19 protein-coding genes are annotated in these 21479 nt (G+C 62.6%); 13 read left to right on the top strand and 6 right to left on the bottom strand.

Annotated elements, in window-relative coordinates; translation table 11 throughout:
* Positions 1–18: 18 nt before the first annotated feature.
* The 4 genes from KVQ74_RS19270 to KVQ74_RS19255 form a co-directional block, all read right to left on the bottom strand.
* Positions 19–1773: a molecular chaperone gene (locus KVQ74_RS19270; protein ID WP_217832750.1), complete on the bottom strand. Its 1755-nt coding sequence runs from the start codon at positions 1771–1773 to the stop codon at positions 19–21.
* A 124-nt stretch (positions 1774–1897) separates the two neighbouring features.
* Positions 1898–2758 carry an archaetidylserine decarboxylase gene (gene asd, locus KVQ74_RS19265; protein WP_217832749.1) on the bottom strand — a complete coding sequence of 287 codons (861 nt, stop codon included), beginning with the start codon at positions 2756–2758 and terminating at the stop codon, positions 1898–1900.
* Positions 2759–2776: 18 nt separating this feature from the next.
* Positions 2777–3592: a rhodanese-like domain-containing protein gene (locus KVQ74_RS19260; protein WP_217832748.1), complete on the bottom strand. Its 816-nt coding sequence runs from the start codon at positions 3590–3592 to the stop codon at positions 2777–2779.
* A 39-nt stretch (positions 3593–3631) separates the two neighbouring features.
* Positions 3632–5170 carry an HDOD domain-containing protein gene (locus KVQ74_RS19255; RefSeq protein WP_217832747.1) on the bottom strand — a complete coding sequence of 513 codons (1539 nt, stop codon included), beginning with the start codon at positions 5168–5170 and terminating at the stop codon, positions 3632–3634.
* Between the two features lie 166 nt (positions 5171–5336).
* Here KVQ74_RS19255 and motA point away from each other — a divergent pair, with 166 nt between their 5' ends.
* Together motA and motB are read left to right on the top strand one after the other, a co-directional pair.
* Complete coding sequence (gene motA, locus KVQ74_RS19250) at positions 5337–6188, top strand: flagellar motor stator protein MotA (RefSeq protein ID WP_217832746.1); 852 nt, start codon at positions 5337–5339, stop codon at positions 6186–6188.
* A gap of 3 nt (positions 6189–6191) precedes the next feature.
* Complete coding sequence (motB, locus tag KVQ74_RS19245; RefSeq protein ID WP_217832745.1) at positions 6192–7274, top strand: flagellar motor protein MotB; 1083 nt, start codon at positions 6192–6194, stop codon at positions 7272–7274.
* A gap of 250 nt (positions 7275–7524) precedes the next feature.
* On the opposite strand, the gene rsgA is transcribed toward motB, so the two are convergent.
* Positions 7525–8556, bottom strand: a complete 1032-nt coding sequence (gene rsgA / locus KVQ74_RS19240) for a small ribosomal subunit biogenesis GTPase RsgA (protein WP_217832744.1) — start codon at positions 8554–8556, stop codon at positions 7525–7527.
* Between the two features lie 109 nt (positions 8557–8665).
* Between rsgA and orn the strand changes: the two genes are divergently transcribed.
* Positions 8666–9208, top strand: coding sequence for an oligoribonuclease (gene orn / locus KVQ74_RS19235; protein WP_217832743.1), 543 nt, complete (start codon positions 8666–8668; stop codon positions 9206–9208).
* A 170-nt stretch (positions 9209–9378) separates the two neighbouring features.
* Positions 9379–9990, top strand: a complete 612-nt coding sequence (locus tag KVQ74_RS19230; RefSeq protein WP_217832742.1) for a trimeric intracellular cation channel family protein — start codon at positions 9379–9381, stop codon at positions 9988–9990.
* 6 nt (positions 9991–9996) lie between these two features.
* Here the strand turns inward: KVQ74_RS19230 and queG are convergent, their stop codons facing one another.
* On the bottom strand, positions 9997–11061 hold the full coding sequence (gene queG, locus KVQ74_RS19225) for a tRNA epoxyqueuosine(34) reductase QueG (RefSeq protein WP_217832741.1): 1065 nt from the start codon (positions 11059–11061) through the stop codon (positions 9997–9999).
* A gap of 63 nt (positions 11062–11124) precedes the next feature.
* Here queG and KVQ74_RS19220 point away from each other — a divergent pair, with 63 nt between their 5' ends.
* The 9 genes from KVQ74_RS19220 to hflC all read left to right on the top strand — a co-directional run bounded on the left by KVQ74_RS19220 (position 11125) and on the right by hflC (position 21198).
* Positions 11125–12624 carry an NAD(P)H-hydrate dehydratase gene (locus KVQ74_RS19220; RefSeq protein WP_217832740.1) on the top strand — a complete coding sequence of 500 codons (1500 nt, stop codon included), beginning with the start codon at positions 11125–11127 and terminating at the stop codon, positions 12622–12624.
* Positions 12612–13082 (top strand): tRNA (adenosine(37)-N6)-threonylcarbamoyltransferase complex ATPase subunit type 1 TsaE, encoded by a 471-nt coding sequence (gene tsaE, locus KVQ74_RS19215; RefSeq protein WP_217832739.1) that lies wholly within the window; start codon positions 12612–12614, stop codon positions 13080–13082. Before KVQ74_RS19220 ends, tsaE begins: the two co-directional genes overlap by 13 nt.
* 51 nt (positions 13083–13133) lie before the next feature.
* Positions 13134–14513, top strand: coding sequence for an N-acetylmuramoyl-L-alanine amidase (locus KVQ74_RS19210; protein WP_404822705.1), 1380 nt, complete (start codon positions 13134–13136; stop codon positions 14511–14513).
* A gap of 5 nt (positions 14514–14518) precedes the next feature.
* On the top strand, positions 14519–16420 hold the full coding sequence (gene mutL, locus KVQ74_RS19205; protein ID WP_217832761.1) for a DNA mismatch repair endonuclease MutL: 1902 nt from the start codon (positions 14519–14521) through the stop codon (positions 16418–16420).
* On the top strand, positions 16420–17391 hold the full coding sequence (miaA, locus tag KVQ74_RS19200) for a tRNA (adenosine(37)-N6)-dimethylallyltransferase MiaA (protein WP_217832738.1): 972 nt from the start codon (positions 16420–16422) through the stop codon (positions 17389–17391). Before mutL ends, miaA begins: the two co-directional genes overlap by 1 nt.
* A 94-nt stretch (positions 17392–17485) precedes the next feature.
* Entirely contained in the window at positions 17486–17743 is a 258-nt protein-coding gene (hfq, locus tag KVQ74_RS19195; protein ID WP_217832737.1) for an RNA chaperone Hfq, read from the top strand.
* A 12-nt stretch (positions 17744–17755) separates the two neighbouring features.
* On the top strand, positions 17756–19057 hold the full coding sequence (gene hflX / locus KVQ74_RS19190; RefSeq protein WP_217832736.1) for a ribosome rescue GTPase HflX: 1302 nt from the start codon (positions 17756–17758) through the stop codon (positions 19055–19057).
* 96 nt (positions 19058–19153) lie between these two features.
* Positions 19154–20329, top strand: coding sequence for an FtsH protease activity modulator HflK (gene hflK / locus KVQ74_RS19185; protein ID WP_217832735.1), 1176 nt, complete (start codon positions 19154–19156; stop codon positions 20327–20329).
* A complete protein-coding gene (gene hflC, locus KVQ74_RS19180; protein ID WP_217832734.1) occupies positions 20329–21198 on the top strand; it encodes a protease modulator HflC in 870 nt (289 codons plus the stop codon). Before hflK ends, hflC begins: the two co-directional genes overlap by 1 nt.
* Positions 21199–21479: the final 281 nt, after the last annotated feature.

The following is a 21479-nucleotide window of genomic DNA, read 5'->3' as shown; positions in this document are numbered from 1 at the left end:
CGATTTGGCTGATGCCGCTCAAAGCGACTTCCACAACGAATCGAAATCCTCTTCGCTGCCGCCATTCTGTGCGCTATCCAGCGACCGATAAGCAAACTGATTGAAACTGTGAGTGCTCGCCACCCGCCGGTCCAGCCCGGCGCGGTGCTCTTCGCCGTGGGTGTTGATCAGCACTTTGCTGCCCTCCTGGAACGGCAGGCGCGGTGCGAGCAATGTGGCGGGCAGGTCGATGGCGCTGATCTCCGGCAGCAGCAGACCGCGCAGATAGTGGCTGTGATCGTCCCGCGAGCGCACCAGTTGCAACCCGCATGGCTGCGCGTGAGGGGCCACCAGTTCGATGCCCATTTGCGTGCCGGCACCGCGTACCTGGCGGATCCAGCGCACCACGGCAATGCTCCAGCCCTGGCTTGCGGTGTCCTGAATGCCGACCATTTCCCCGGCCTGCAATTCGGCGGGCACTTCTTTCGGCCAGGCCAGGCAATAACCGCCTGGGCTGTGGTTGATCACTGGCAAAGCGTAGGTCGGGTAGTGCGGTGGACTGTCAGTGTTGTCTTCGTCTTCGATCAGCGGTTCGTAGAGGATTTCCTCGTAGGGCAGGAATTCGTCGCTCTTGCTTTGCGGCGCGGCGTCGAAGGCCTGGCTCCAACTGTCCTTTTCGCCCTTGGCCACTGCACTGTTGAAGTCGGCAGTGCGGGCGCCGGGGTGCTTGAGCATTTCGCTGAACGAGCGTTCGCCGCCGAGATAGAAGTGCAGGGCGCTCATGCCGACGCACACGGTCAGGTTGCCCTGGCCGACGGTGCGCTGGAAACTGCGCTCGGCCGCCTGACCCCAGGTGGCGTGCAGATGCTGCAGGGTATCCAGGCTCAGCCCCGCCGGAATCGGCAGCGGCGTCGAAGTGGGGTGGTGCAGCAGGTGGGCTTCGATGGCCTCCACCAGGGGCTGTGGATCGAAACCGAGCAGCCCGGCCTGTTGCTCACTGCGAAACATGCTGCGGTAGCGCGGCCCGGCGTCGAGTTCGGCGGATATCGCGAACAAGCCGTCGGTGGCTGCATCCGGAGGCAATTTCAGCCACGCGCTCCACGGTTCCAGCACCTCCGCCAGTCGCGCGATCTGGTTCTGGCGCAGTTGATTGCAGCGAGCGCTGCCCAGCAGCAGGGCAGCGAGGTAGGTCTGTTCGACGCTCAATTCACGGGTGAGGCTGGCCAGGTCATCGCGCACGCCCCGATGTTGCAACTGCAACTGGCTGGCCGTGCGATACAACTGATGCAACTCGAACCACAGATGCTCCGGCGCCGGGCTGTAAAGCTGCGTCGCCCGCAGCAATTGCCCCTTGAGCGCATGGGTGGCCCGTTGCAGGGACAGGCTGACCAGCTCCGCTCGCGCCTTGGTGTACTTCGGCGCGATCCGCAGAACGATCTGTTTGTAGCCGTTGGCCAGCTGGCTTTGCAGGGCCTGGCAGAGGTTGACGATTTTGCGCGAGCGGTCATCGAGCATGATGGCCTGATGGAGGAAGTGTCGCTCCAGATGCTGGCAGACGAAGTACACCTCGGGGCGCAACAGTTCCAGCAATTGCAGACGATTGTCGCTGGGGGTCAGCAGTTGGTTGAGTTCGCCCAAGCCTTGATACAGCTGACGGGCCGTCTCGCCGATGTTGGCCTTGGGCAGGCCGGCGATCCAGCGCCGGAGGTCGCGCGGGTTGGCCTCACAGAAGGACAGGCGCAACTGTGTCGGGGTCGGGGCGCGCAGCTGAGGTGGGGGGATGGTCTGGCTCATGCCAAAAACCATAGCAGCAAATGGGCCGTTGCGTTGGGGCGGGGGAGGGGTCGGAGTTGCCCGGTGACGCCAAGCTGCGCTCTCGATTTTCGGCAAATCAGGAGCGCAGCCTGCGCGGGGCGGGTCAGGCGTTCGGCAGGGCCAGGGCCTGGCCCATTTGCACCGGCGAACCAGCCGCCAGTTCTTCGGCCCACTTCACTTGATCCGGCCCGAACAGCACGATGGCAGTGGATCCCAGCTTGAAGCGCCCCAGTTCCGCACCTTTTTCCAGATGAATCGGCGCGCGGGCGGCTTCGTCGTAGCGGAAGGTCTTCAGTTCGCGTTTCGGCGGCGTGACCAGACCGGCCCAGACGGTTTCGATCGAGGCCACGATCATCGCGCCCACCAGCACCACGGCCATTGGCCCGCGCTCGGTGTCGAAGATGCACGCCACGCGCTCGTTACGGGCGAACAGCTCAGGCACGTTTTCAGCGGTGGTCTGGTTGACCGAAAAGATCCGGCCCGGGATGTAGACCATTTCGCGCAGGGTGCCGGCCAGCGGCATGTGTACGCGGTGATAGTCCTTCGGCGACAGATAAATGGTGGCGAAGTCGCCGCCCATGAAAGGCGCGGCATTCGCGGTATCGCCGCCCAGCAGTTCGAGCACGCTGAAACTGTGGCCCTTGGCCTGGAATACGCGACCGTGTTCGATCGGGCCGAGCTGGCTGACCGCGCCGTCGGCCGGGCTGAGGATTGCGCCCGGCGTCTGGTCCAGCGGACGTGCGCCGTCTTTCAGGGCACGGGTGAAGAAGGCGTTGAAATGCTCGTAGGCGGTCACGTCTTCAACCAGTGCTTGCGACATGTCCACCTGATAACGCTTGGCGAACCAGGTGGTGAACGCATTCTTGAACCAGCGCACGCGGCACTCGGCGATGCAGCCGGCCAGGCGCGACAGCAAGTGGTGAGGCAGCAGGTACTGGCTGAGGATAAACAAACGCTCTTTCATTGACTGTCCTTAAAAACCTTAAAGCTCGACGGGCGTGTCGGGGTGGTTGCCCCACTCGCCCCAGGAACCGGCGTAGCCCTTGACCCGCGGATAACCGAGGGCCTTGGCCACCAGATAAGTGAAGCCGGACCGGTGGTGGGTCTGGCAGTGGGTAATGATTTCCTTGTCGGGCGTGATGCCCAGTTGTTCGAGGATCTGCGGCATGTCGCTGCGAATGCGCAAGTGACGGGTCTGATCCATGCCCGCCGTCCATTCGAAATTGACCGCGCCGGGAATGTGTCCGCCCTTGGCCGCCAGGACTTTTTCGCCGGAGTATTCCAGTGGCCCGCGCGCGTCCCAGATCGCCAGGTCGGCGGCGCCCAGACGGCTTTGCAGGTATTCGCGGGTGGCGGTCGGCTCGTCGCGCAGGGTCAGGGCCGCCGGGCCACCGACCGCCGGCGGGATCTGGATCGACATCGGCGAGCCTTCCGCCAGCCACGCCGGCAGACCGCCATCGAGGTAGTGGTACTTGTCATGGCCGATCACGTCGAGCAGCCAGATGAAGCGCCCGGCCCAACCGCCGCCTTCGTCGTCATAGACCACGTAGACCGCGTCCGGGCGATGGCCCAGTTCGCCGAACAGTTCTTCGAGTTTTTCCCGGGTCGGCAGCAGGCCCGGGGCCGGCGCCTGACCCAATTGGGTGCGTTTGGGGTCGACAAAGCGTGCGCCGGGAATATGACCCTCGGCATAACGGGCGGCACTGGTCAGATCCACCAGAATCAGATCGCGGGATTCGAGGCGCGGGAGCAGGTCGCTCGGCTCGATCACCAGCGCCAGGCCAGAGAAATCAGACATGTGAGGTCTCCAGAGCACAAAGGGGAAGGATTGTAGCTGTCATTGGCCGCGCTGGCTAAAGCTGTGCAGCGCTTTCTCGATGCACTGCGCGGTTTTGCCGAAGGCTTGTACGGTGATGTCGGCGAACGGCCCGCCACCCTGGTCGGCCACCACAATCATGATGACCCGGCCGTTGTTCACCAGCGAGCGCAGAAACAGGTGCTCGCCACGGAACAGGCTGCGCAGGGAGGCCGGCAGCAGGGCGGAGAACTGGGCGTTGTTGTCCGGGGTGATCCGCACCTGCGCCTGTTGCGCGAGCAGCCGTTGCAGCACGCTGCTCTGGCTGACGACGAAGTTCAGCGCGGCCGCCTCTTTCGGCAATCCGGCAATTTGGTGGACGCGCAGGCTGGCGTGGGTGCGGTCGGCCATCAGGATCATCACCCGGCGCATGCCACTGGCGGCCAGGGCGTCGCGGGCGGCGATGGTCAGGTGCATGGCATTGGTGAAGCGGCTCGGCGTCGCCAGCAGTTCGGCGCATTGCTGGCGCCACTTGGCGAGATCCTCGGCCGTCGGCGCGGCGGCAGGCAGCATCCCGGCGGGCAGGCGGCGGGTGCCCCAGGGCCACAGCAAGGAAATCGCCGGGTGCCACAGATCGGGCATGCCATGCAGGCGCGCGCTGTTGGCCGCCTGCTGGTGCAACTGTTGCTGGACTTCGTCCATCGAAATTTGCAGGTAAAGGCTGGTCAGGTACTGCCAGCGCTCGCTGTGCGGACTGTCCCAGGCCTGTTGCGCCGAGAGCGCCAGACCGTTCGCCAGCAGCACGGTATTGGCCGGCTGATTGAGCCAGCGGCGCAGGGTCGGATCGTCATCCAGGCGATTCTGCTGGCGCAGCGGATGTTCGCTGTCGCGGGCGATGCGCAGGACCTTGACCAGCTCCCGTTGCTCGGTGAGCAGCAGCCGATAACCCTGCTGCACCCAGATCGGCAGGCGCCAGGCTTCAACCAGCGCTTCGCCGATTTTCAGCAGGCGTACGCCGAACAGTTGCTTCTCCACCTCGCGGGCCGATTCGCCCTTGTGGATCACCCGCAGTTCCCACTCTTCGAGCAGCTTCGGGAAGGTCAGCGCCAGCGGCCATAACGGCGACAGAAACAGCAGACTGCCCCAATGGATGTCCTGCCACAGTCGCGCCAGGCGCCCGGCGAAAAAGCCGTTGGCCTGTTGCGTGGCGTGCTGGCTGATCATCTGCAACTGGCGCAGGGGCAACGGGATCTGCGCGCCGGGTTCGGCAGGCAGGCGTGCAAGCAATTCTTCAGTGCGGGCGAGGCCGAGGCGGTTGATCGCGATTTCGAGGTTTTCCGCCGGGGCGGCCATGCTGCCGTGGGTGTGGCGGTTGGCTTCGCGGATGATGCTCAGCGCCAGGGCCGGGCTGTCCTGCATCAGTTCGGCGATGTCGCGCAGCGAGCTGCGGTTGTCGCGGATCGCCCGGCAAACGCGGTCATGGGCTTCTTGTGGAACCGGCAGGCGGACGCTATCGAGCAGTTTCACCCAGCCATCGAGCGTGGTCGGTTTCGCGTGTGGAACGTTCGTTTCATTAGCCATGTCTGGACGGGATCTTCATCAGCTGTAGACGCGCCCGGCACGGGCTAAATTGGCTTTTCGCCTGAACTGCCTATAGTCTGGCGCAGTTTTGCCGATAAGTAGAAGAAGAGATTTTTTAACTTCCGAATATGACCTTGAACCCGACTTAAGTAAGTACCTTCTATCTATGGCTAAAATTATCGGCATCATCGTCGTATTCGCGAGCGTGCTCGGCGGATACGTGCTCTCCCACGGCAAGATTGCCGCCCTGATCCAGCCTTTCGAGGTGATGATCATCGGTGGTGCGGCCCTCGGCGCATTCCTCCAGGCCAACCCCGGCTACATGACGATGCACGTGCTCAAGAAGTCCCTGGGCATGTTCAGTTCGCGCTTCAGCCACACCTTCTATCTTGAAGTGCTCGGCCTGATCTACGAGATCCTCAACAAGAGCCGCCGCGAAGGCATGATGGCCATCGAAGGCGACATCGAAGACGCCGCCGCGAGCCCGATCTTCGCCAAGTACCCGGCGGTGTTGAAGGACGAGCGCATGACCGCGTTCATCTGCGATTACCTGCGCATCATGTCTTCCGGCAACATGGCTCCCCACGAGCTCGAAGGCCTGTTCGACATGGAACTGTTCAGCCTCAAGGAAGACCTCGAGCATCCATCCCACGCGGTCAACGGCATTGCCGACGCCATGCCGGGTTTCGGTATTGTCGCGGCAGTACTGGGGATCGTGGTGACCATGGCGTCGCTGGGTGAAGGCGACCAGAAGTCCATCGGTCTGCACGTTGGTGCGGCACTGGTCGGTACATTCTTCGGTATTCTCGCGGCCTACGGCTTCTTCGGCCCGCTGGCGCACTCCCTGGCCCACGACGCCAAGGAAGAACTCAACGTCTACGAAGCCATCAAGGCCTCGCTGGTGGCTTCGGCTTCCGGCATGCCGCCGTCGCTGGCCGTCGAGTTCGGCCGCAAGGTTCTGTACCCGGCTCACCGTCCTAGCTTCGCCGAGCTGGAACAAGCGGTTCGCGGTCGCTAAGTCATGGAAAATAACCAGCCGATAATCATCAAGCGCGTCAAGCGCTACGGTGGCGGGCATCACGGCGGGGCGTGGAAAATCGCCTTCGCCGACTTCGCCACGGCGATGATGGCGTTCTTCCTGGTGCTGTGGCTGCTGTCCACCGCCACCCCGGAGCAGAAGATCGCCATCGCCGGTTACTTCAAGGATCCGGTCGGCTTCTCCGAGAGCGGCACGCCGTACATCATCGATCTGGGCGGTACGCCGACCCTGGCGCCGGAAAACACCCTCAACCCGGAAGTGAAGTCCCAGCCGCAGCCGGACAAGGTCACGGTCGACACCGAGCAGGTTGAAGGCATGGCCGAGCAGGTCGAGAAAGAGCGTCTGGAACTGCTGCTGCAAGAACTGCAGAACAAGGTCGAAGAGAATCCACAACTGCAGAAGTTCAAGGATCAGATCCTGTTCGAGATCACTCCGAACGGTTTGCGCATCCAGATCATGGACGCCGAGAACCGGCCGATGTTCGACTCGGGTTCCGCGCGTCTGAAACCGTACTTCGAAGACATCCTGCTGGCCATGGCTGACACCATCAAGGCAGTGCCGAACAAGATCAGCATCAGCGGTCACACCGATGCCAAGCCTTACGTTGGCAACGGCGATTTCGGCAACTGGGAGCTCTCGGCCAACCGCGCCAACGCGGCCCGTCGTGCGCTGGTGGCCGGCAGCTATCCGGACTCGCAAGTGGCGCGGGTGGTGGGTTACGCCTCGTCGGCGCTGTTCGACAAGGAAAACCCGTTCAACCCGGTGAACCGCCGCATCGACATCGTGGTGCTGACCAAGAAGGCCCAGGCGGCCATCGAAGGTTCGCAAGGTGCTGATCCGGACAAGCCGGCGGCTGACGGTCAGAACGGTGGCGCGGCGGCTCCGGTCGATCCGAACGCGCTGCCGGCCGACCAGCAACCGGTGGCCCCGCACGAGTTGCGCGAGCGGCTGAACCTGTTCGACGACCCGCTGCCGAAGCCGGCCGAACCGGGAAGTGCGGCGCCTGCACCGGCTGCACCGGCCGCTCCGCCAGCCACTGCGCCGGCTCCAGCGCCGAAGCCGTGAGGCACAAAAAAACCGACAGCGATGTCGGTTTTTTTGTGGGCTGCATGTACGGCAGGGGACTCGGTGGTGAGTTCGCCCTTCACCCCGGCCCTCGCCCGAGGGAGCCGAACTTTATGTTGTTCAAAACCTGAGTTCGGCTCGATATTTCAGTTTGACGCTGCCCGGCAGAGCAATACAGTCAGTCCCCTTTCCCCTTTCCCCTTGGGAGAGGGTTAGGGTGAGGGGTTTTTGACTTTGCTTTTGATTCCGCTCAGTAACCGTTCTCAGGCAGGCTGGCAATGATCGAGCGGTAGCTGTTCATGCGCTGTTGCTGCACCCGGCCATCTTCCAATGCCTTGAGCAATGCACAGCCTGGTTCACGATCATGCTTGCAGTCACGGAAGCGGCAGGTGCCGAGCAGGTCGTTGAACTCGATGAAACCGGCTTCCACATCGGCACGGCTGACATGGCCGAGGCCGAATTCACGGATGCCCGGGGAGTCGATCAGCTCACCGCCACCGGGGAAGTGGAACAGCCGCGCGGTGGTGGTCGTGTGCGTGCCCTGGCCGGACCATTCCGACAGCGGGCCGACACGGGTTTCGACATCCGGCAGCAGGCTGTTGACCAACGATGACTTGCCGACCCCGGACTGGCCGACGAACACGCTGATGCGTCCGTCGAGCTGCTTCTGCAACAGCTCCATGCCATTGCCGTGGTGGGCCGATACTTCCAGCACCGGATAGCCCAGGGTGCGGTAGACCGCCAGCAGAGCATTCAGCGCCGGGGCGTTCTGCTCGTCGATCAGGTCGAATTTGTTCAGCAGCAGCAACGGGCGAATGCCGGCGTGCTCGGCCGCCACCAGATAGCGGTCGATCAGGTTGGCGTGGGGCTCGGGCAGCGGGGCGAAGACAATGACGATCATGTCGACGTTGGCGGCCACCGGCTTGAGCTGGCCACGGCTGTCCGGGCGGCACAGTTCGGTGGTGCGCGGCAGTTGCGCGACGATCACCCCGATGCCCTGGTTGCCGGCGCGCCATACCACGCGATCGCCGGTTACCAGTGCGGGCAGGTTGGCGCGCAAGTGGCAGCGGAACACCTGGCCGGCCTGATCGCCGTCAACGGCCTCGACTTCGACCTGCACACCGAAGTGCGCGATCACCAGGCCGTGTTGTTCCGGGCCAAGGTCGCCACCCTCAAGCGCCTCGACAGCCGAGGACTCGCGTTTGGCGGCGCGGGCGGCGCGCTCGCCCTGAATCTTTTCGATGCGCCAGTTCTGGCGACGATTGAGTTGGCGTTTGGCCATGGGTGTTCCGTAATAAAAGAATGCAGCGATTAGGTAAAACGGCGGCGAGTTTAGCACGCCCGGCCACCGGCCTAGGCTAAACTGCGCAGCATTGCCTAGGAGTCGAAATATGCAAAACCCGCAGAATCTGATCTGGATCGACCTGGAAATGACCGGTCTGGACCCGGAAAACGACGTCATCATCGAGATGGCCACCATCGTCACCGACAGTGACCTCAACACCCTGGCCGAAGGCCCGGTGATCGCCATCCACCACAGCGACGAAGTCCTCGCCCGCATGGACGAGTGGAACACCCGCACCCACGGCAACTCGGGCCTGACCCAGCGTGTGCGCGACAGCCGCATCAGCATGGCCGAAGCCGAAGCCCAGACCATCGCCTTCCTCGAACAATGGGTGCCGAAGGGCAAGTCGCCGATCTGCGGCAACAGCATCTGTCAGGATCGGCGCTTCCTTTATACCCACATGAAGGCGCTGGAAAGCTACTTCCACTACCGCAACCTCGACGTCTCCACGCTCAAGGAACTGGCCGCACGCTGGGCGCCGGACGTGCGCGACAGCTTCAAGAAGGGCAGCACCCACCTGGCGCTGGACGACATCCGCGAATCCATCGCCGAGCTGCAGCACTACCGCCAGCACTTCATCAAGGCCTGAGTAAGTTCCGGCGCTCCCACAAGGTCGCGCGGCTTTTGTGGGAGCGGGCTTGCCCGCGAATGGAGCGCCCGGTTCCTGAAGACTCAACGCCAGACAACATTCCGCGACGCCCCCTTCTGGTGCGACGTTGAAATGGCTAGACTGCGCGCCTTCCTGCCTGGATCGCCACCATGTTGCTGATGCTCTACCTGATCGCCATTACCGCCGAAGCCATGACCGGCGCCCTGTCTGCGGGACGGCGCGGCATGGACTGGTTCGGCGTGGTGCTGATCGCCTGCGTCACGGCACTGGGCGGCGGTTCGGTGCGCGACATGTTGCTCGGGCATTACCCGCTGACCTGGGTCAAACACCCGGAATACCTGGTGCTGACCTCCGCCGCCGCGATGATCACGGTGTTCACCGCGCGCTGGATGCGGCACCTGCGTTCGCTGTTTCTGGTGCTCGACGCGGTCGGCCTGGTGGCGTTCACCCTGATCGGCTGCATGACCGCTCTGGAAATGGGCCACGGCATGCTGGTGGCCTCGGTCAGCGGGGTGATTACCGGGGTTTTCGGCGGCATCCTGCGCGACATCTTCTGCAACGACATCCCGCTGATTTTCCGCCGCGAACTCTACGCCAGCGTCTCGTTCGCCGCCGCCTGGTGCTACATGCTGTGCCTGTATCTGAATGTGCCGAGTGAGCAGGCGATCCTGATCACCCTGTTCGGCGGGTTCTTGCTGCGGCTGCTGGCGATACGGTTCCATTGGGAAATGCCCAAGTTCGTTTACAACGACGAGCATTGATGTGGCTTACGCGAGTCCGTGACGTTTCAGCGCCCACTCGACATGCTCGCGCACCAGTTCCGACGGATAGTCCCGACGCGCCTTGAGCGCTTCCAGTACCGGAATGCTCGACGGCGCATTGCCCAGTCCCACTGCCAGGTTGCGCAGCCAGCGTTCGTAACCGGCGCGGCGCAGCGGTGAGCCTTCGGTGTTGCTGAGGAATTTATCCTCATCCCACATGAACAGTTCGGCCAGTTCGGCGTTGTCGAGGTTGTGCCGTGGCTTGAAGTCGCTTTCCCCGGATGGCCGGGCGAAACGGTTCCACGGGCAGACGATCTGGCAGTCGTCGCAGCCGAACACCCGATTGCCGATCAGCGGTCGCAGGTCTTCGGGGATGGCGTTCTTCAGTTCGATGGTCAGGTAGGAAATGCAGCGTCGGGCGTCCAGCACATACGGGCCGACGAAGGCGTTGGTCGGGCAGATGTCGAGGCACGCAGTGCAGCGGCCGCAATGTTCGGTGTTGTGCGGTTCGTCCACCGGCAGTGCCAGGTCGACAAACAGTTCGCTGAGGAAAAAATAGCTGCCGGCCTTGCGGTTCAGAACCAGGGTGTTTTTGCCGATCCAGCCCAGGCCGGCCTGTTCGGCAATGGCCTTTTCCAGCACCGGGGCGCTGTCGACGAAGGCGCGAAAACCGAACGGGCCGATGTGTGCCTGAATTTTATCTGCCAGTTGTTGCACGCGTTTACGGATCAATTTGTGGTAATCGCGGCCCAAGGCATAACGCGAGATGTAGGCTTTCTCCGGTTTTGCCAGCATTTGCGCCATTTGCGTGTCGCCAGGCAGGTAGTCCATACGCAGGGAAACCACCCGCAGCGTGCCGGGCACCAGTTCCTCGGGGTGCGAGCGTTTGCTGCCGTGGGCGCCCATGTAGTCCATTTCGCCGTGATAGCCGGCCTCGAGCCAGCGTTGCAGGTGCTGTTCATGCTCGGCCAGGTCCAGACCGCTGATGCCGACTTGCTGAAAGCCCAGCTCGCGGCCCCAGTCCTTGATGGATTGGGCGAGGGCGGGGAGGTCTGTGGTGATGGCGGACATGAGGCGAGAGAAACCGGAGCTGAGGTGCGTATAATTCTGCCAGACATCGGAGCCCGAAGACGCATGCCGCACACTAAAGATGAATTACCCGACGCGCTGTACCGCGCCGCGCAGGTGCGAGCACTCGATGCACGGCTGATCGCCGCCGGCACGCCGGGCTTCGAACTGATGCAGCGAGCGGCCTATGCGACCTGGCGCGCGCTGGTGCGCAAATGGCCGGCGGCGAGCGAACTGACGGTGCTGGCCGGGCATGGCAACAATGCCGGTGACGGTTATCGGGTGGCCGCGCTGGCGCAACGCGCCGGTTGGCGTGTGCGAGTCCTGGCTGTCGGTGATCCGCAGCGTTTGCAGGGCGATGCCGCGCGGGCTCACGCCGAGGCCGTGAGCGAAAACGTCGTGGTGACGGCCTGGAGTGCCGCGAGCGAACTGCGCGGTGTTGTCCTCGACGCGCTGCTGGGCATCGGATTGAACGGCGAGGTACGTGAGCCTTACGCCTCGGCCATCGCGGCGATCAATGCCAGTGGCCTGCCGGTGGTGGCGGTCGATATTCCTTCCGGGTTGTGCGCCGATACCGGCCGTGTGCTGGGGGATTCGGTTCGTGCGGATCTCACCGTGACCTTCATCGGACTCAAGCTTGGGTTGTTCACCGCTGACGCGGCGGATCACGTCGGCGAGCTGGTGTTTAACGATCTGCAAGCCTCTGCCGAAACCTTCAGTGACATTGCCGCTGCCGCGCGCCGTCTCAACGTGGCTAATCTGCCGCGTCTGGCGGCCCGGCCACCAACGGCGCACAAGGGGCGATTCGGTCATGTGCTGCTGATCGGTGGCGATCACGGTTTTGGCGGGGCGATCCTGCTCAGCAGCGAGAGCGCGTTGCGCAGCGGGGCCGGCATGGTTTCGCTGGCCACCCGGGCCGAGCACGTGCCGGCGGCGTTGAACCGGGTGCCTGAAGTCATGGTGCTTGGCACTTCTTCGGCGAATCAGTTGATGGGCCTGCTGGAAAAAGTCTCCACGCTGGTGGTCGGGCCTGGGCTTGGGCAGGCCGGTTGGGGGCGGGCGTTGTTGTCGGCGGCGGCGAATGCGCCATTGCCGCAAGTGTGGGATGCCGACGCGTTGAATCTGCTGGCGAGCGGTGCGGTGAGCCTGCCCAAGGATTGCGTGATCACCCCGCATCCGGGCGAGGCGGCGCGGTTGCTGGGCATCAGCACCGCCGAGGTGCAGGCCGACCGTCCGGCGGCAGCCCTGGCGTTGAGCAAAAAACATACAGCGGTTGTGGTGCTCAAGGGCGCCGGCAGCCTGGTCGCACACCCGGACGGGCGTCTGGCCCTGTGTCATCAAGGGCATCCGGCAATGGCCAGCGCCGGCCTCGGCGACGTGCTCGCCGGGTTGATCGGCGCGTTGTTGGCCCAGGGCATGGACGGTTTTGACGCCGCTTGCCTGGGTGTCTGGCTGCACGCGAATGCGGGGCAGCAACAAGGTGAATTCGGCCGTGGGCTGGCGGCCAGTGATCTGATTCCAGCCATTCGTCAGTTGTTGGAGGAGCATGCACCGTGTCTGAAGTAACCCTGTACCTGGCCGATGAACAGGCCATGAGCGACTTTGGCGCACGGATCGCCCGCGTTACCCAGGGGCATGGGCTGATTTTTCTCGAAGGCAACCTCGGCATGGGCAAGACCACCCTGTCGCGGGGCATCATTCGCGGGCTGGGACATGTCGGCGCGGTGAAAAGTCCGACCTTCACCCTGGTCGAGCCCTACGAGATCGGTGATGTCCGTGCCTTTCACTTCGACCTGTATCGCCTGGTCGATCCGGAGGAGCTGGAGTTTCTCGGTATCCGCGACTATTTCGAAGATGACGCGCTGTGCCTGATCGAGTGGCCGGATAAAGGTGCAGGCTTTTTGCCAAAGCCTGACCTGACCATTACCATTAGCCCGCAAGACAGCGGGCGTTCGCTGAACATTTTGTCCCAGGGTTCGCGTGGCGAGGCCTGGTGTGCCGCTTTGGCATTGGAATCCAATTAAATGATGGGGTTAGGTATGCGCTTTCGCGCGTTGGTGGCTGCCGCTGGACTGATGTTGATGGCAGTAACCGTCAACGCTGTGGCCGAGACGAAGGTCAACAGCGTGCGCCTGTGGCGGGCGCCGGATAACACGCGTCTGGTCTTCGACCTGACCGGTCCGGTGCAGCACAGCGTTTTCACCCTGACCGCACCGGACCGGCTGGTGATCGACATCAACGGTGCCACCCTCGGCGCGCCGCTGAATGTCCAGACCGCCAACACGCCGATCACCGCGATGCGCTCGGCGCAGCGCACACCGACCGATCTGCGGGTGGTCATCGACCTGAAAAAAGCCGTCACCCCGAAAAGCTTCTCGCTGGCGCCGAACGCGCAGTATGGCAACCGTCTGGTGGTCGACCTGTTCGATAACCCGGCTGATGCCGCACCGCCACCTGCGCCGACCCCTTCTGTGGCCACCGTGCCGGCGGTGCCGGTCACTCCGACGGAGCCGGCGATCAAATTGCCACCGGCCCCGGCCGGCAAGCGCGACATCATTGTGGTGATCGACGCCGGCCACGGCGGCGAAGACCCGGGCGCTTCCGGCTCGCGCGGTCAGCGCGAGAAAGACGTGGTGCTGCAGATCGCCCGCGAACTGCAACGCCAGGTCAACGGCATGAAAGGCTTCCGCGCCGAATTGACCCGTACCGGCGATTACTTCATCCCGTTGCGTGGCCGTACCGAAATCGCCCGCAAGAAGGGCGCCGACCTGTTCGTATCGATTCACGCCGACGCCGCGCCGTCTGCGGCAGCGTTCGGTGCTTCGGTGTTTGCCCTGTCCGACCGTGGCGCCACGTCCGAAACCGCCCGTTGGCTGGCCGACAGCGAAAACCGTTCCGACCTGATCGGCGGTGCCGGCAACGTCAGCCTCGACGACAAGGACCGGATGCTTGCCGGGGTGTTGCTCGACCTGTCGATGACCGCCTCGCTGACCTCCAGCCTCAACGTTGGCCAGAAGGTCCTGACCAACATCGGCCGGGTCACGCCACTGCACAAACAGCGCGTGGAACAGGCCGGATTCATGGTGCTGAAGTCGCCGGACATTCCGTCGATCCTGGTGGAAACCGGCTTCATCTCCAACGCCAACGAGGCCTCGAAACTCTCCGCGTCGAGCCACCAGCAAGCGCTGGCCCGCTCGATCAGCAGCGGCGTGCGCCAGTTCTTCCAGCAGAACCCGCCACCGGGCACTTACATTGCCTGGCTGCGTGACTCCGGCAAGATCGCCCAGGGACCACGGGATCACCGAGTGAGCCCGGGGGAAACCCTGGCGATGATCGCCGTGCGCTACCAGGTTTCGCCAGCGACGCTGCGCAGCGCCAACAACCTGAGCAGCGATGAGTTGAAGGTCGGTCAGCACTTGACCATTCCCGGCACCGAACTGGCGTCCAAAGAATGAATCAGGTGTTGAGCGCTGCCCGTATCGAACTGCTCAGCCCACGGCTGGCGAACCAGATCGCCGCCGGCGAGGTGGTTGAGCGCCCGGCCTCGGTGATCAAGGAGTTGCTGGAAAACAGCCTCGACTCCGGCGCCCGGCGCATCGATGTCGATGTCGAGCAGGGCGGCGTCAAGCTGCTGCGGGTGCGCGACGATGGCAGCGGCATTTCCGCCGACGATCTGCCGCTGGCGCTGGCCCGTCACGCCACCAGCAAGATCCGCAACCTGGAAGACCTCGAACAGGTGATGAGCCTGGGGTTCCGTGGCGAGGCGCTGGCGTCGATCAGCTCCGTGGCACGCCTGACCCTGACTTCGCGCACCCGCGATGCCGATCAAGCCTGGCAAGTCGAGACTGAAGGCCGCGACATGGCGCCCAGGGTTCAGCCCGCTGCGCACCCGGTCGGCACCTCGGTGGAAGTTCGCGACCTGTTCTTCAACACCCCGGCGCGGCGCAAGTTTCTCAAGACTGAAAAAACCGAATTCGATCACTTGCAAGAAGTGATCAAGCGTCTGGCGCTGGCGCGCTTCGACGTGGCCTTCCATTTGCGCCACAACGGCAAGACCATCCTCAGCCTGCATGAAGCCCACGATGATGCGGCCCGCGCCCGGCGCGTGGCGGCGATCTGCGGCGCGGGCTTCCTCGAACAGGCGCTGCCGATCGAGATCGAGCGCAACGGTCTGCATCTGTGGGGCTGGGTCGGTCTGCCGACGTTCAACCGCAGTCAGGCCGACTTGCAGTATTTCTTCGTCAATGGCCGGGCGGTGCGCGACAAACTGGTGGCCCACGCGGTGCGCCAGGCTTATCGCGACGTGCTGTTCAATGGTCGGCATCCGACGTTTGCGCTGTTTTTCGAGGTCGATCCGGCGGCGGTGGACGTCAACGTCCACCCGACCAAACACGAAGTCCGTTTCCGGGACGGACGCATGGTGCATGACTTCCTTTATGGCACCCTGCATCGGGCTTTGGGTGACGTGCGGCCAGAAGATCAACTCGGCGCGCCTGCCCCGACCACTGCCATCGTCCGCCCGACCGGGCTTGAGGCCGGTGAGTTCGGCCCGCAGGGCGAAATGCGTCTGGCGGCCAATGCACTGCTGGAGCAACCGCAGGCGCAACCGGTGTTCAATACCTCGTCGGGCACCAGCAGTGGCGGCGGTTATCAGTACCAGTACACGCCGCGCCCGCAATCCGCAGTGCCGGCCGCCGAGGCGCAGGCCGCTTATCGCGAGTTCTTCGCGCCGCTGCCGGAAGCCAATGCCAATGCGCTGCCGGCCGGTCAGGACGACATTCCGCCCCTTGGCTACGCGCTGGCACAGCTCAAGGGCATCTACATTCTTTCCGAAAATGCCCAGGGGCTGGTGCTGGTGGACATGCACGCGGCCCACGAGCGGATCATGTATGAACGGCTGAAGATCGCCATGGCCAGCGAAGGCCTGAGCGGCCAGCCGCTGCTGGTGCCGGAGTCGCTGGCGGTCAGTCAGCGCGAGGCCGATTGCGCTGAAGAGCATGCGGCGTGGTTCCAGCGACTGGGCTTCGAGTTGCAACGTCTTGGCCCGGAAACCCTGGCGATCCGGCAGATCCCGGCCCTGCTCAAGCAGGCCGAGGCCAACCGGCTGGTCGGCGATGTGCTCGCCGATCTGATGGAATATGGCACCAGCGACCGGATCCAGGCACACCTGAACGAACTGCTCGGCACCATGGCCTGCCACGGCGCGATCCGCGCCAACCGGCGGCTGGCCCTGCCGGAAATGAACGGCCTGCTGCGCGACATGGAAAACACCGAGCGCAGCGGTCAATGCAACCATGGCCGACCGACCTGGACCCAACTGGGCCTGGACGATCTGGACAAACTGTTCCTGCGCGGTCGTTGATGAGCCAGCTTCCTCCAGCGATTTTCCTGATGGGCCCGACCGCTGCGGGCAAGACCGATCTGGCCATCGAGCTGACCAAGGTGCTGCCGTGCGAGCTGATCAGCGTCGATTCGGCGCTGGTCTATCGCGGCATGGACATCGGCACCGCGAAGCCTTCTAAAGAGCTGCTGGCCGAATTTCCCCATCGTCTGATCGATATTCTCGATCCGGCCGAGAGCTATTCCGCCGCCGACTTCCGTCGTGATGCCCTGCAAGCCATGGCGGAAATCACCGCACGCGGAAAAATTCCCCTGTTGGTGGGCGGCACGATGCTCTATTACAAGGCTTTGGTCGAAGGTCTGGCGGACATGCCGGCGGCCGATCCCGAAGTCCGCGCGCAGATCGAAGAAGAGGCCGAGCGCCTTGGCTGGCAAGCCCTGCACGAGCAATTGGCGGTGATTGATCCGGAGTCGGCGGCGCGCATTCATCCGAACGATCCGCAACGCCTGAGTCGCGCGCTGGAAGTTTATCGGGTCAGTGGTCAGAGCATGACCGAGCTGCGCCTGAAACAATCTGCGCAAAGTACTGAAGCAGCCGCATCGGGACTGCAACAATTGCCCTATACTGTCGCGAACTTGGCCATTGCCCCGGCAAACCGTCAGGTACTGCACGAGCGCATTAAACAAAGATTCACAATTATGTTGGAACAGGGATTTATCGACGAGGTCGTAGCCCTGCGTAAAAGAAGTGACCTGCATGCCGGGTTGCCGTCTATACGTGCGGTAGGCTACCGCCAAGTCTGGGATTACCTGGATGGCAAGCTGACAAAGGCCGAAATGCAGGAGCGCGGCATCATTGCCACGCGCCAGCTGGCCAAGCGTCAGTTCACCTGGCTGCGCAGCTGGGAAGATTTACACTGGCTCGACAGTCTGGATTGCGACAATCTGCCACGCGCCTTGAAATACCTTGGGACCATCTCCATATTGAGCTGAGTCCTTGCAATTGCCGTCTATCCTTGGGGGTGTGGCGGCAAAAGCCATCTGAATTACCTATTTTTTATATTGAATCCTTAAAGGAGTGCGGCACATGTCAAAAGGGCATTCGCTACAAGACCCTTACTTGAATACTTTACGTAAAGAGAAAGTGGGGGTTTCCATCTATCTGGTTAACGGGATCAAGCTGCAAGGCACGATCGAGTCGTTCGACCAGTTCGTTATCCTGCTGAAAAACACCGTCAGCCAGATGGTTTACAAGCACGCCATCTCTACAGTCGTACCGGTTCGCCCGATTCGTCTGCCTAGCGCAACCGACGACGGTGCCGACGCTGAGCCAGGTAACGCCTGATAGGAGTCTCCTTTGTTCTTTGAGCGCCACGGTGGTGGTGAACGAGTCATCCTCGTTCACTTAGATGGACAGGACCCTGAGGCGCGCGAAGATCCGCAGGAGTTTCAGGAGCTGGCAAATTCGGCTGGCGCCGAGACCGTTGCGTTTTTTAACGTGCCGCGTCATCGGCCAACCGCCAAATACCTGATTGGCAGTGGCAAGGTCGAGGAACTGCGCGACCTGGTTCACGCCGAAGAAGCCGATCTGGTGATCTTCAATCATGTCCTCACGCCCAGTCAGGAACGTAACCTCGAACGTGTTTTCGAGTGTCGCGTGATCGACCGCACGGGCCTGATTCTCGATATTTTCGCCCAGCGCGCCCGTACCCATGAAGGCAAGCTCCAGGTCGAACTGGCCCAGCTTGACCACATGAGTACCCGGCTGGTTCGTGGCTGGACTCACCTTGAGCGTCAGGGTGGTGGCATCGGCATGCGCGGCCCGGGTGAAACCCAGCTCGAAACCGACCGCCGTCTGCTGCGGGTGCGTCTGCGCCAGATCAAGGGCCGTCTGGAAAAAGTGCGCAGCCAGCGCGAACAGTCGCGACGTGGCCGCTCGCGTGCGGACATCCCTACCGTATCGCTGGTGGGATATACCAACGCCGGCAAATCCACGCTCTTCAACAACGTGACGAAGTCCGAGGTGTACGCGGCTGACCAGTTGTTTGCCACGCTGGACCCGACCTTGCGCCGTCTGGAACTGGACGACCTGGGGCCGATTGTCCTGGCCGACACCGTGGGTTTCATTCGTCACTTGCCGCACAAGCTGGTCGAGGCATTTCGGTCTACGCTCGAAGAGTCGAGCAACTCCGACCTGTTGTTGCATGTGATCGACGCGGCCGAACCGGATCGCATGTTGCAGATCGAGCAGGTGATGGTGGTGCTGGGCGAGATTGGCGCCCAGGACTTGCCGATCCTCGAGGTCTATAACAAACTCGATTTGCTTGAAGGCGTTGAGCCACAAATCCAGCGCGACGAAAACGGCAGGCCGCAACGGGTCTGGCTGTCGGCGCGTGATGGCACGGGTCTGGAATTGCTTGAACAAGCCATTGCCGAGTTGCTGGGCAGTGACTTGTTTGTCGGTACGTTGCGCTTGCCTCAGCGGTTTGCGCGCCTGCGTGCGCAGTTCTTCGAACTGGGCGCGGTGCAGAAAGAAGAATACGACGAAGAAGGTGTCAGCTTGCTGGCCGTTCGATTGCCACGCTCGGAGCTCAATCGACTGGTCAGCCGTGAAGGCGTTGTGCCGACGGAGTTCATCGAGCAACACACTTTGCAATAAAAGCCTGAAAAAGCGGTTGTGCCGCAACGGCAGGCATTCTGTAGCATTGGTCGGCGCGCCGTGGGTGCGTCTTTGCTTTATCAGATGGAGAGCGCTATGGCTTGGAATGAGCCGGGTGGCAACTCGAACAATCAGGATCCCTGGGGTGGCAAGCGTCGCAACAATGGCGACCGCAAGGGGCCGCCGGATCTCGACGAAGCCTTCCGAAAGCTGCAGGAAAGCCTGAACGGGTTATTCGGTGGTGGAAAAAAACGCGGTGATGACGGTGGTGGTCCAGGCAAGAGTGGCGGCTTCGGCGGCCTGCTCGGCATTGGCCTTGTCGTGCTTGCGGCGGTATGGCTGTACAGCGCGGTGTACGTCGTGGACGAGCAGGAGCAGGCCGTGGTGCTGCGCTTCGGCAAGTACTACGAAACCGTCGGCCCGGGCCTGAACATCTACTTCCCGCCGATCGACAAGAAGTACATGGAAAACGTCACGCGTGAGCGTGCCTACACCAAGCAGGGCCAGATGCTGACCGAAGACGAGAACATCGTCGAAGTGCCGCTGACCGTGCAGTACAAGATCAGCAACCTGCAGGACTTCGTGCTGAACGTCGACCAGCCGGAAATCAGCCTGCAGCATGCGACCGACAGTGCGCTGCGCCATGTGGTGGGTTCCACCGCCATGGATCAGGTGCTGACCGAAGGTCGTGAGCAGATGGCCAGCGAAATCAAGGAGCGTCTGCAACGCTTCCTCGATACCTACCGCACCGGCATCACCGTCACTCAGGTCAACGTACAGAGCGCAGCCGCACCGCGCGAAGTGCAGGAAGCTTTCGATGACGTGATCCGCGCCCGTGAAGACGAGCAGCGTTCGCGCAACCAGGCTGAAACCTACGCCAACGGCGTCGTGCCGGAAGCCCGTGGCCAGGCCCAGCGCATCATCGAGGATGCCAACGGCTACCGTGACGAAACGATCTCCCGCGCCAAGGGTGAGGCCGATCGCTTCACCAAACTGGTCGCCGAGTATCGCAAGGCACCTGAAGTCACTCGCGAGCGTCTGTACCTGGACACCATGCAGGAAGTCTTCAGCAGCACCAGCAAGGTACTCGTGACCGGCAACAAGAACGGCCAGAGCAACCTGCTCTACCTGCCGCTGGACAAAATGGTCGAAAGTGGTCGCAGCACCAGCGCTCCGGTGAGCGGCAGTGCGGCAACCACCAGCAATGAAGCAAATGCGCGTGCCGCAGCCGATCTGCAGCAACAGCAGGCACGTACCAGGGAGAGTCGCTGATGAGCAATAAATCGCTGATCGCCCTTATTGTCGGCGTTGTCGTGGCGATCGCTGCCTGGAACTGCTTCTACATCGTGGCTCAGACCGAGCGTGCGGTGCTGCTGCAGTTCGGTCGCGTGGTTCAGGCGGATGTCCAGCCAGGTCTGCATGTGAAAGTGCCTTACGTCAACCAGGTGCGTAAATTCGACGCCCGCCTGATGACGCTCGATGCACCGACGCAGCGCTTCCTGACCCTGGAAAAGAAAGCCGTGATGGTCGATGCCTATGCCAAGTGGCGCGTGAAGGACGCCGAGCGTTTCTACACCGCGACGTCCGGCCTCAAGCAGATCGCCGACGAGCGTCTGTCCCGTCGTCTGGAGTCGGGCCTGCGTGACCAGTTCGGTAAACGCACCCTGCACGAAGTGGTGTCCGGCGAGCGCGATGCGCTGATGGCCGATATCACGGCGTCGCTGAACAAGATGGCGGAAAAAGAGCTGGGCATCGAAGTGGTCGATGTCCGGGTCAAGGCCATCGACCTGCCGAAGGAAGTCAACCGCAGCGTGTTCGAGCGGATGAGCACCGAGCGTGAGCGTGAAGCTCGCGAGCACCGCGCCAAGGGTAACGAGCTGGCAGAAGGCATCCGTGCCGACGCCGATCGCCAACGCCGTGTGCTGCTGGCTGAAGCCTATCGTGAATCGGAAGAGGTTCGCGGTGATGGTGACGCCCAGGCCGCTGCGATCTACTCCAAGGCCTACGGCCAGGACCAGGAGTTCTACGGTTTCTACCGTAGCCTGCGTGCCTACCGTGAAAGCTTCGCGAACAAATCCGACGTCATGGTTCTCGACCCAAGCAGCGACTTCTTCCGTTACCTGGAAAAGGTCAAGCCTTGATACGACGTTGACCTGAATCACTCCGCCTGGCGGCTAAAGTGTCTGGCGGGGTGATCCTTTGGGAAAACGTGTGTATGATGCGGCAGCCGGGAAATTCCCGGCTTTTTTGCGTCTGCACGTTTGATTGCTGTTTTTGCTGCAGAACATCGGGTTGAATGGCCCGACAGTTTTTCGAGGAAAGTGGTTGGCGAGGCCGGTAACCGGCGTGTCGCTGCGTCGTTCTTGCGCGTGTGTTTTGAACGGCCCGATCATTTTCTGCTTCACTCAAGGCTCGCCCTAGG

The sequence above is a fragment of the Pseudomonas botevensis genome, from assembly GCF_019145475.1.
Taxonomy (GTDB): domain Bacteria; phylum Pseudomonadota; class Gammaproteobacteria; order Pseudomonadales; family Pseudomonadaceae; genus Aquipseudomonas; species Aquipseudomonas botevensis.
This window is presented reverse-complemented; position numbering and strand designations above follow the sequence as displayed.

Bases quoted from the DNA above. Each gene is read 5' to 3' on its own strand.
- KVQ74_RS19230 (WP_217832742.1), top strand. From the start codon at position 9,379: ATGTTGCTGATGCTCTACCTGATCGCCATTACCGCCGAAGCCATGACC.
- hflC (WP_217832734.1), top strand. From the start codon at position 20,329: ATGAGCAATAAATCGCTGATCGCCCTTATTGTCGGCGTTGTCGTGGCG.
- KVQ74_RS19210 (WP_404822705.1), top strand. From the start codon at position 13,134: ATGTTGATGGCAGTAACCGTCAACGCTGTGGCCGAGACGAAGGTCAAC.
- hfq (WP_217832737.1), top strand. From the start codon at position 17,486: ATGTCAAAAGGGCATTCGCTACAAGACCCTTACTTGAATACTTTACGT.
- KVQ74_RS19270 (WP_217832750.1), bottom strand. From the start codon at position 1,773: ATGAGCCAGACCATCCCCCCACCTCAGCTGCGCGCCCCGACCCCGACA.
- KVQ74_RS19220 (WP_217832740.1), top strand. From the start codon at position 11,125: ATGCCGCACACTAAAGATGAATTACCCGACGCGCTGTACCGCGCCGCG.
- motA (WP_217832746.1), top strand. From the start codon at position 5,337: ATGGCTAAAATTATCGGCATCATCGTCGTATTCGCGAGCGTGCTCGGC.
- hflK (WP_217832735.1), top strand. From the start codon at position 19,154: ATGGCTTGGAATGAGCCGGGTGGCAACTCGAACAATCAGGATCCCTGG.
- miaA (WP_217832738.1), top strand. From the start codon at position 16,420: ATGAGCCAGCTTCCTCCAGCGATTTTCCTGATGGGCCCGACCGCTGCG.
- orn (WP_217832743.1), top strand. From the start codon at position 8,666: ATGCAAAACCCGCAGAATCTGATCTGGATCGACCTGGAAATGACCGGT.
- KVQ74_RS19260 (WP_217832748.1), bottom strand. From the start codon at position 3,592: ATGTCTGATTTCTCTGGCCTGGCGCTGGTGATCGAGCCGAGCGACCTG.
- motB (WP_217832745.1), top strand. From the start codon at position 6,192: ATGGAAAATAACCAGCCGATAATCATCAAGCGCGTCAAGCGCTACGGT.
- KVQ74_RS19255 (WP_217832747.1), bottom strand. From the start codon at position 5,170: ATGGCTAATGAAACGAACGTTCCACACGCGAAACCGACCACGCTCGAT.
- rsgA (WP_217832744.1), bottom strand. From the start codon at position 8,556: ATGGCCAAACGCCAACTCAATCGTCGCCAGAACTGGCGCATCGAAAAG.
- asd (WP_217832749.1), bottom strand. From the start codon at position 2,758: ATGAAAGAGCGTTTGTTTATCCTCAGCCAGTACCTGCTGCCTCACCAC.
- queG (WP_217832741.1), bottom strand. From the start codon at position 11,061: ATGTCCGCCATCACCACAGACCTCCCCGCCCTCGCCCAATCCATCAAG.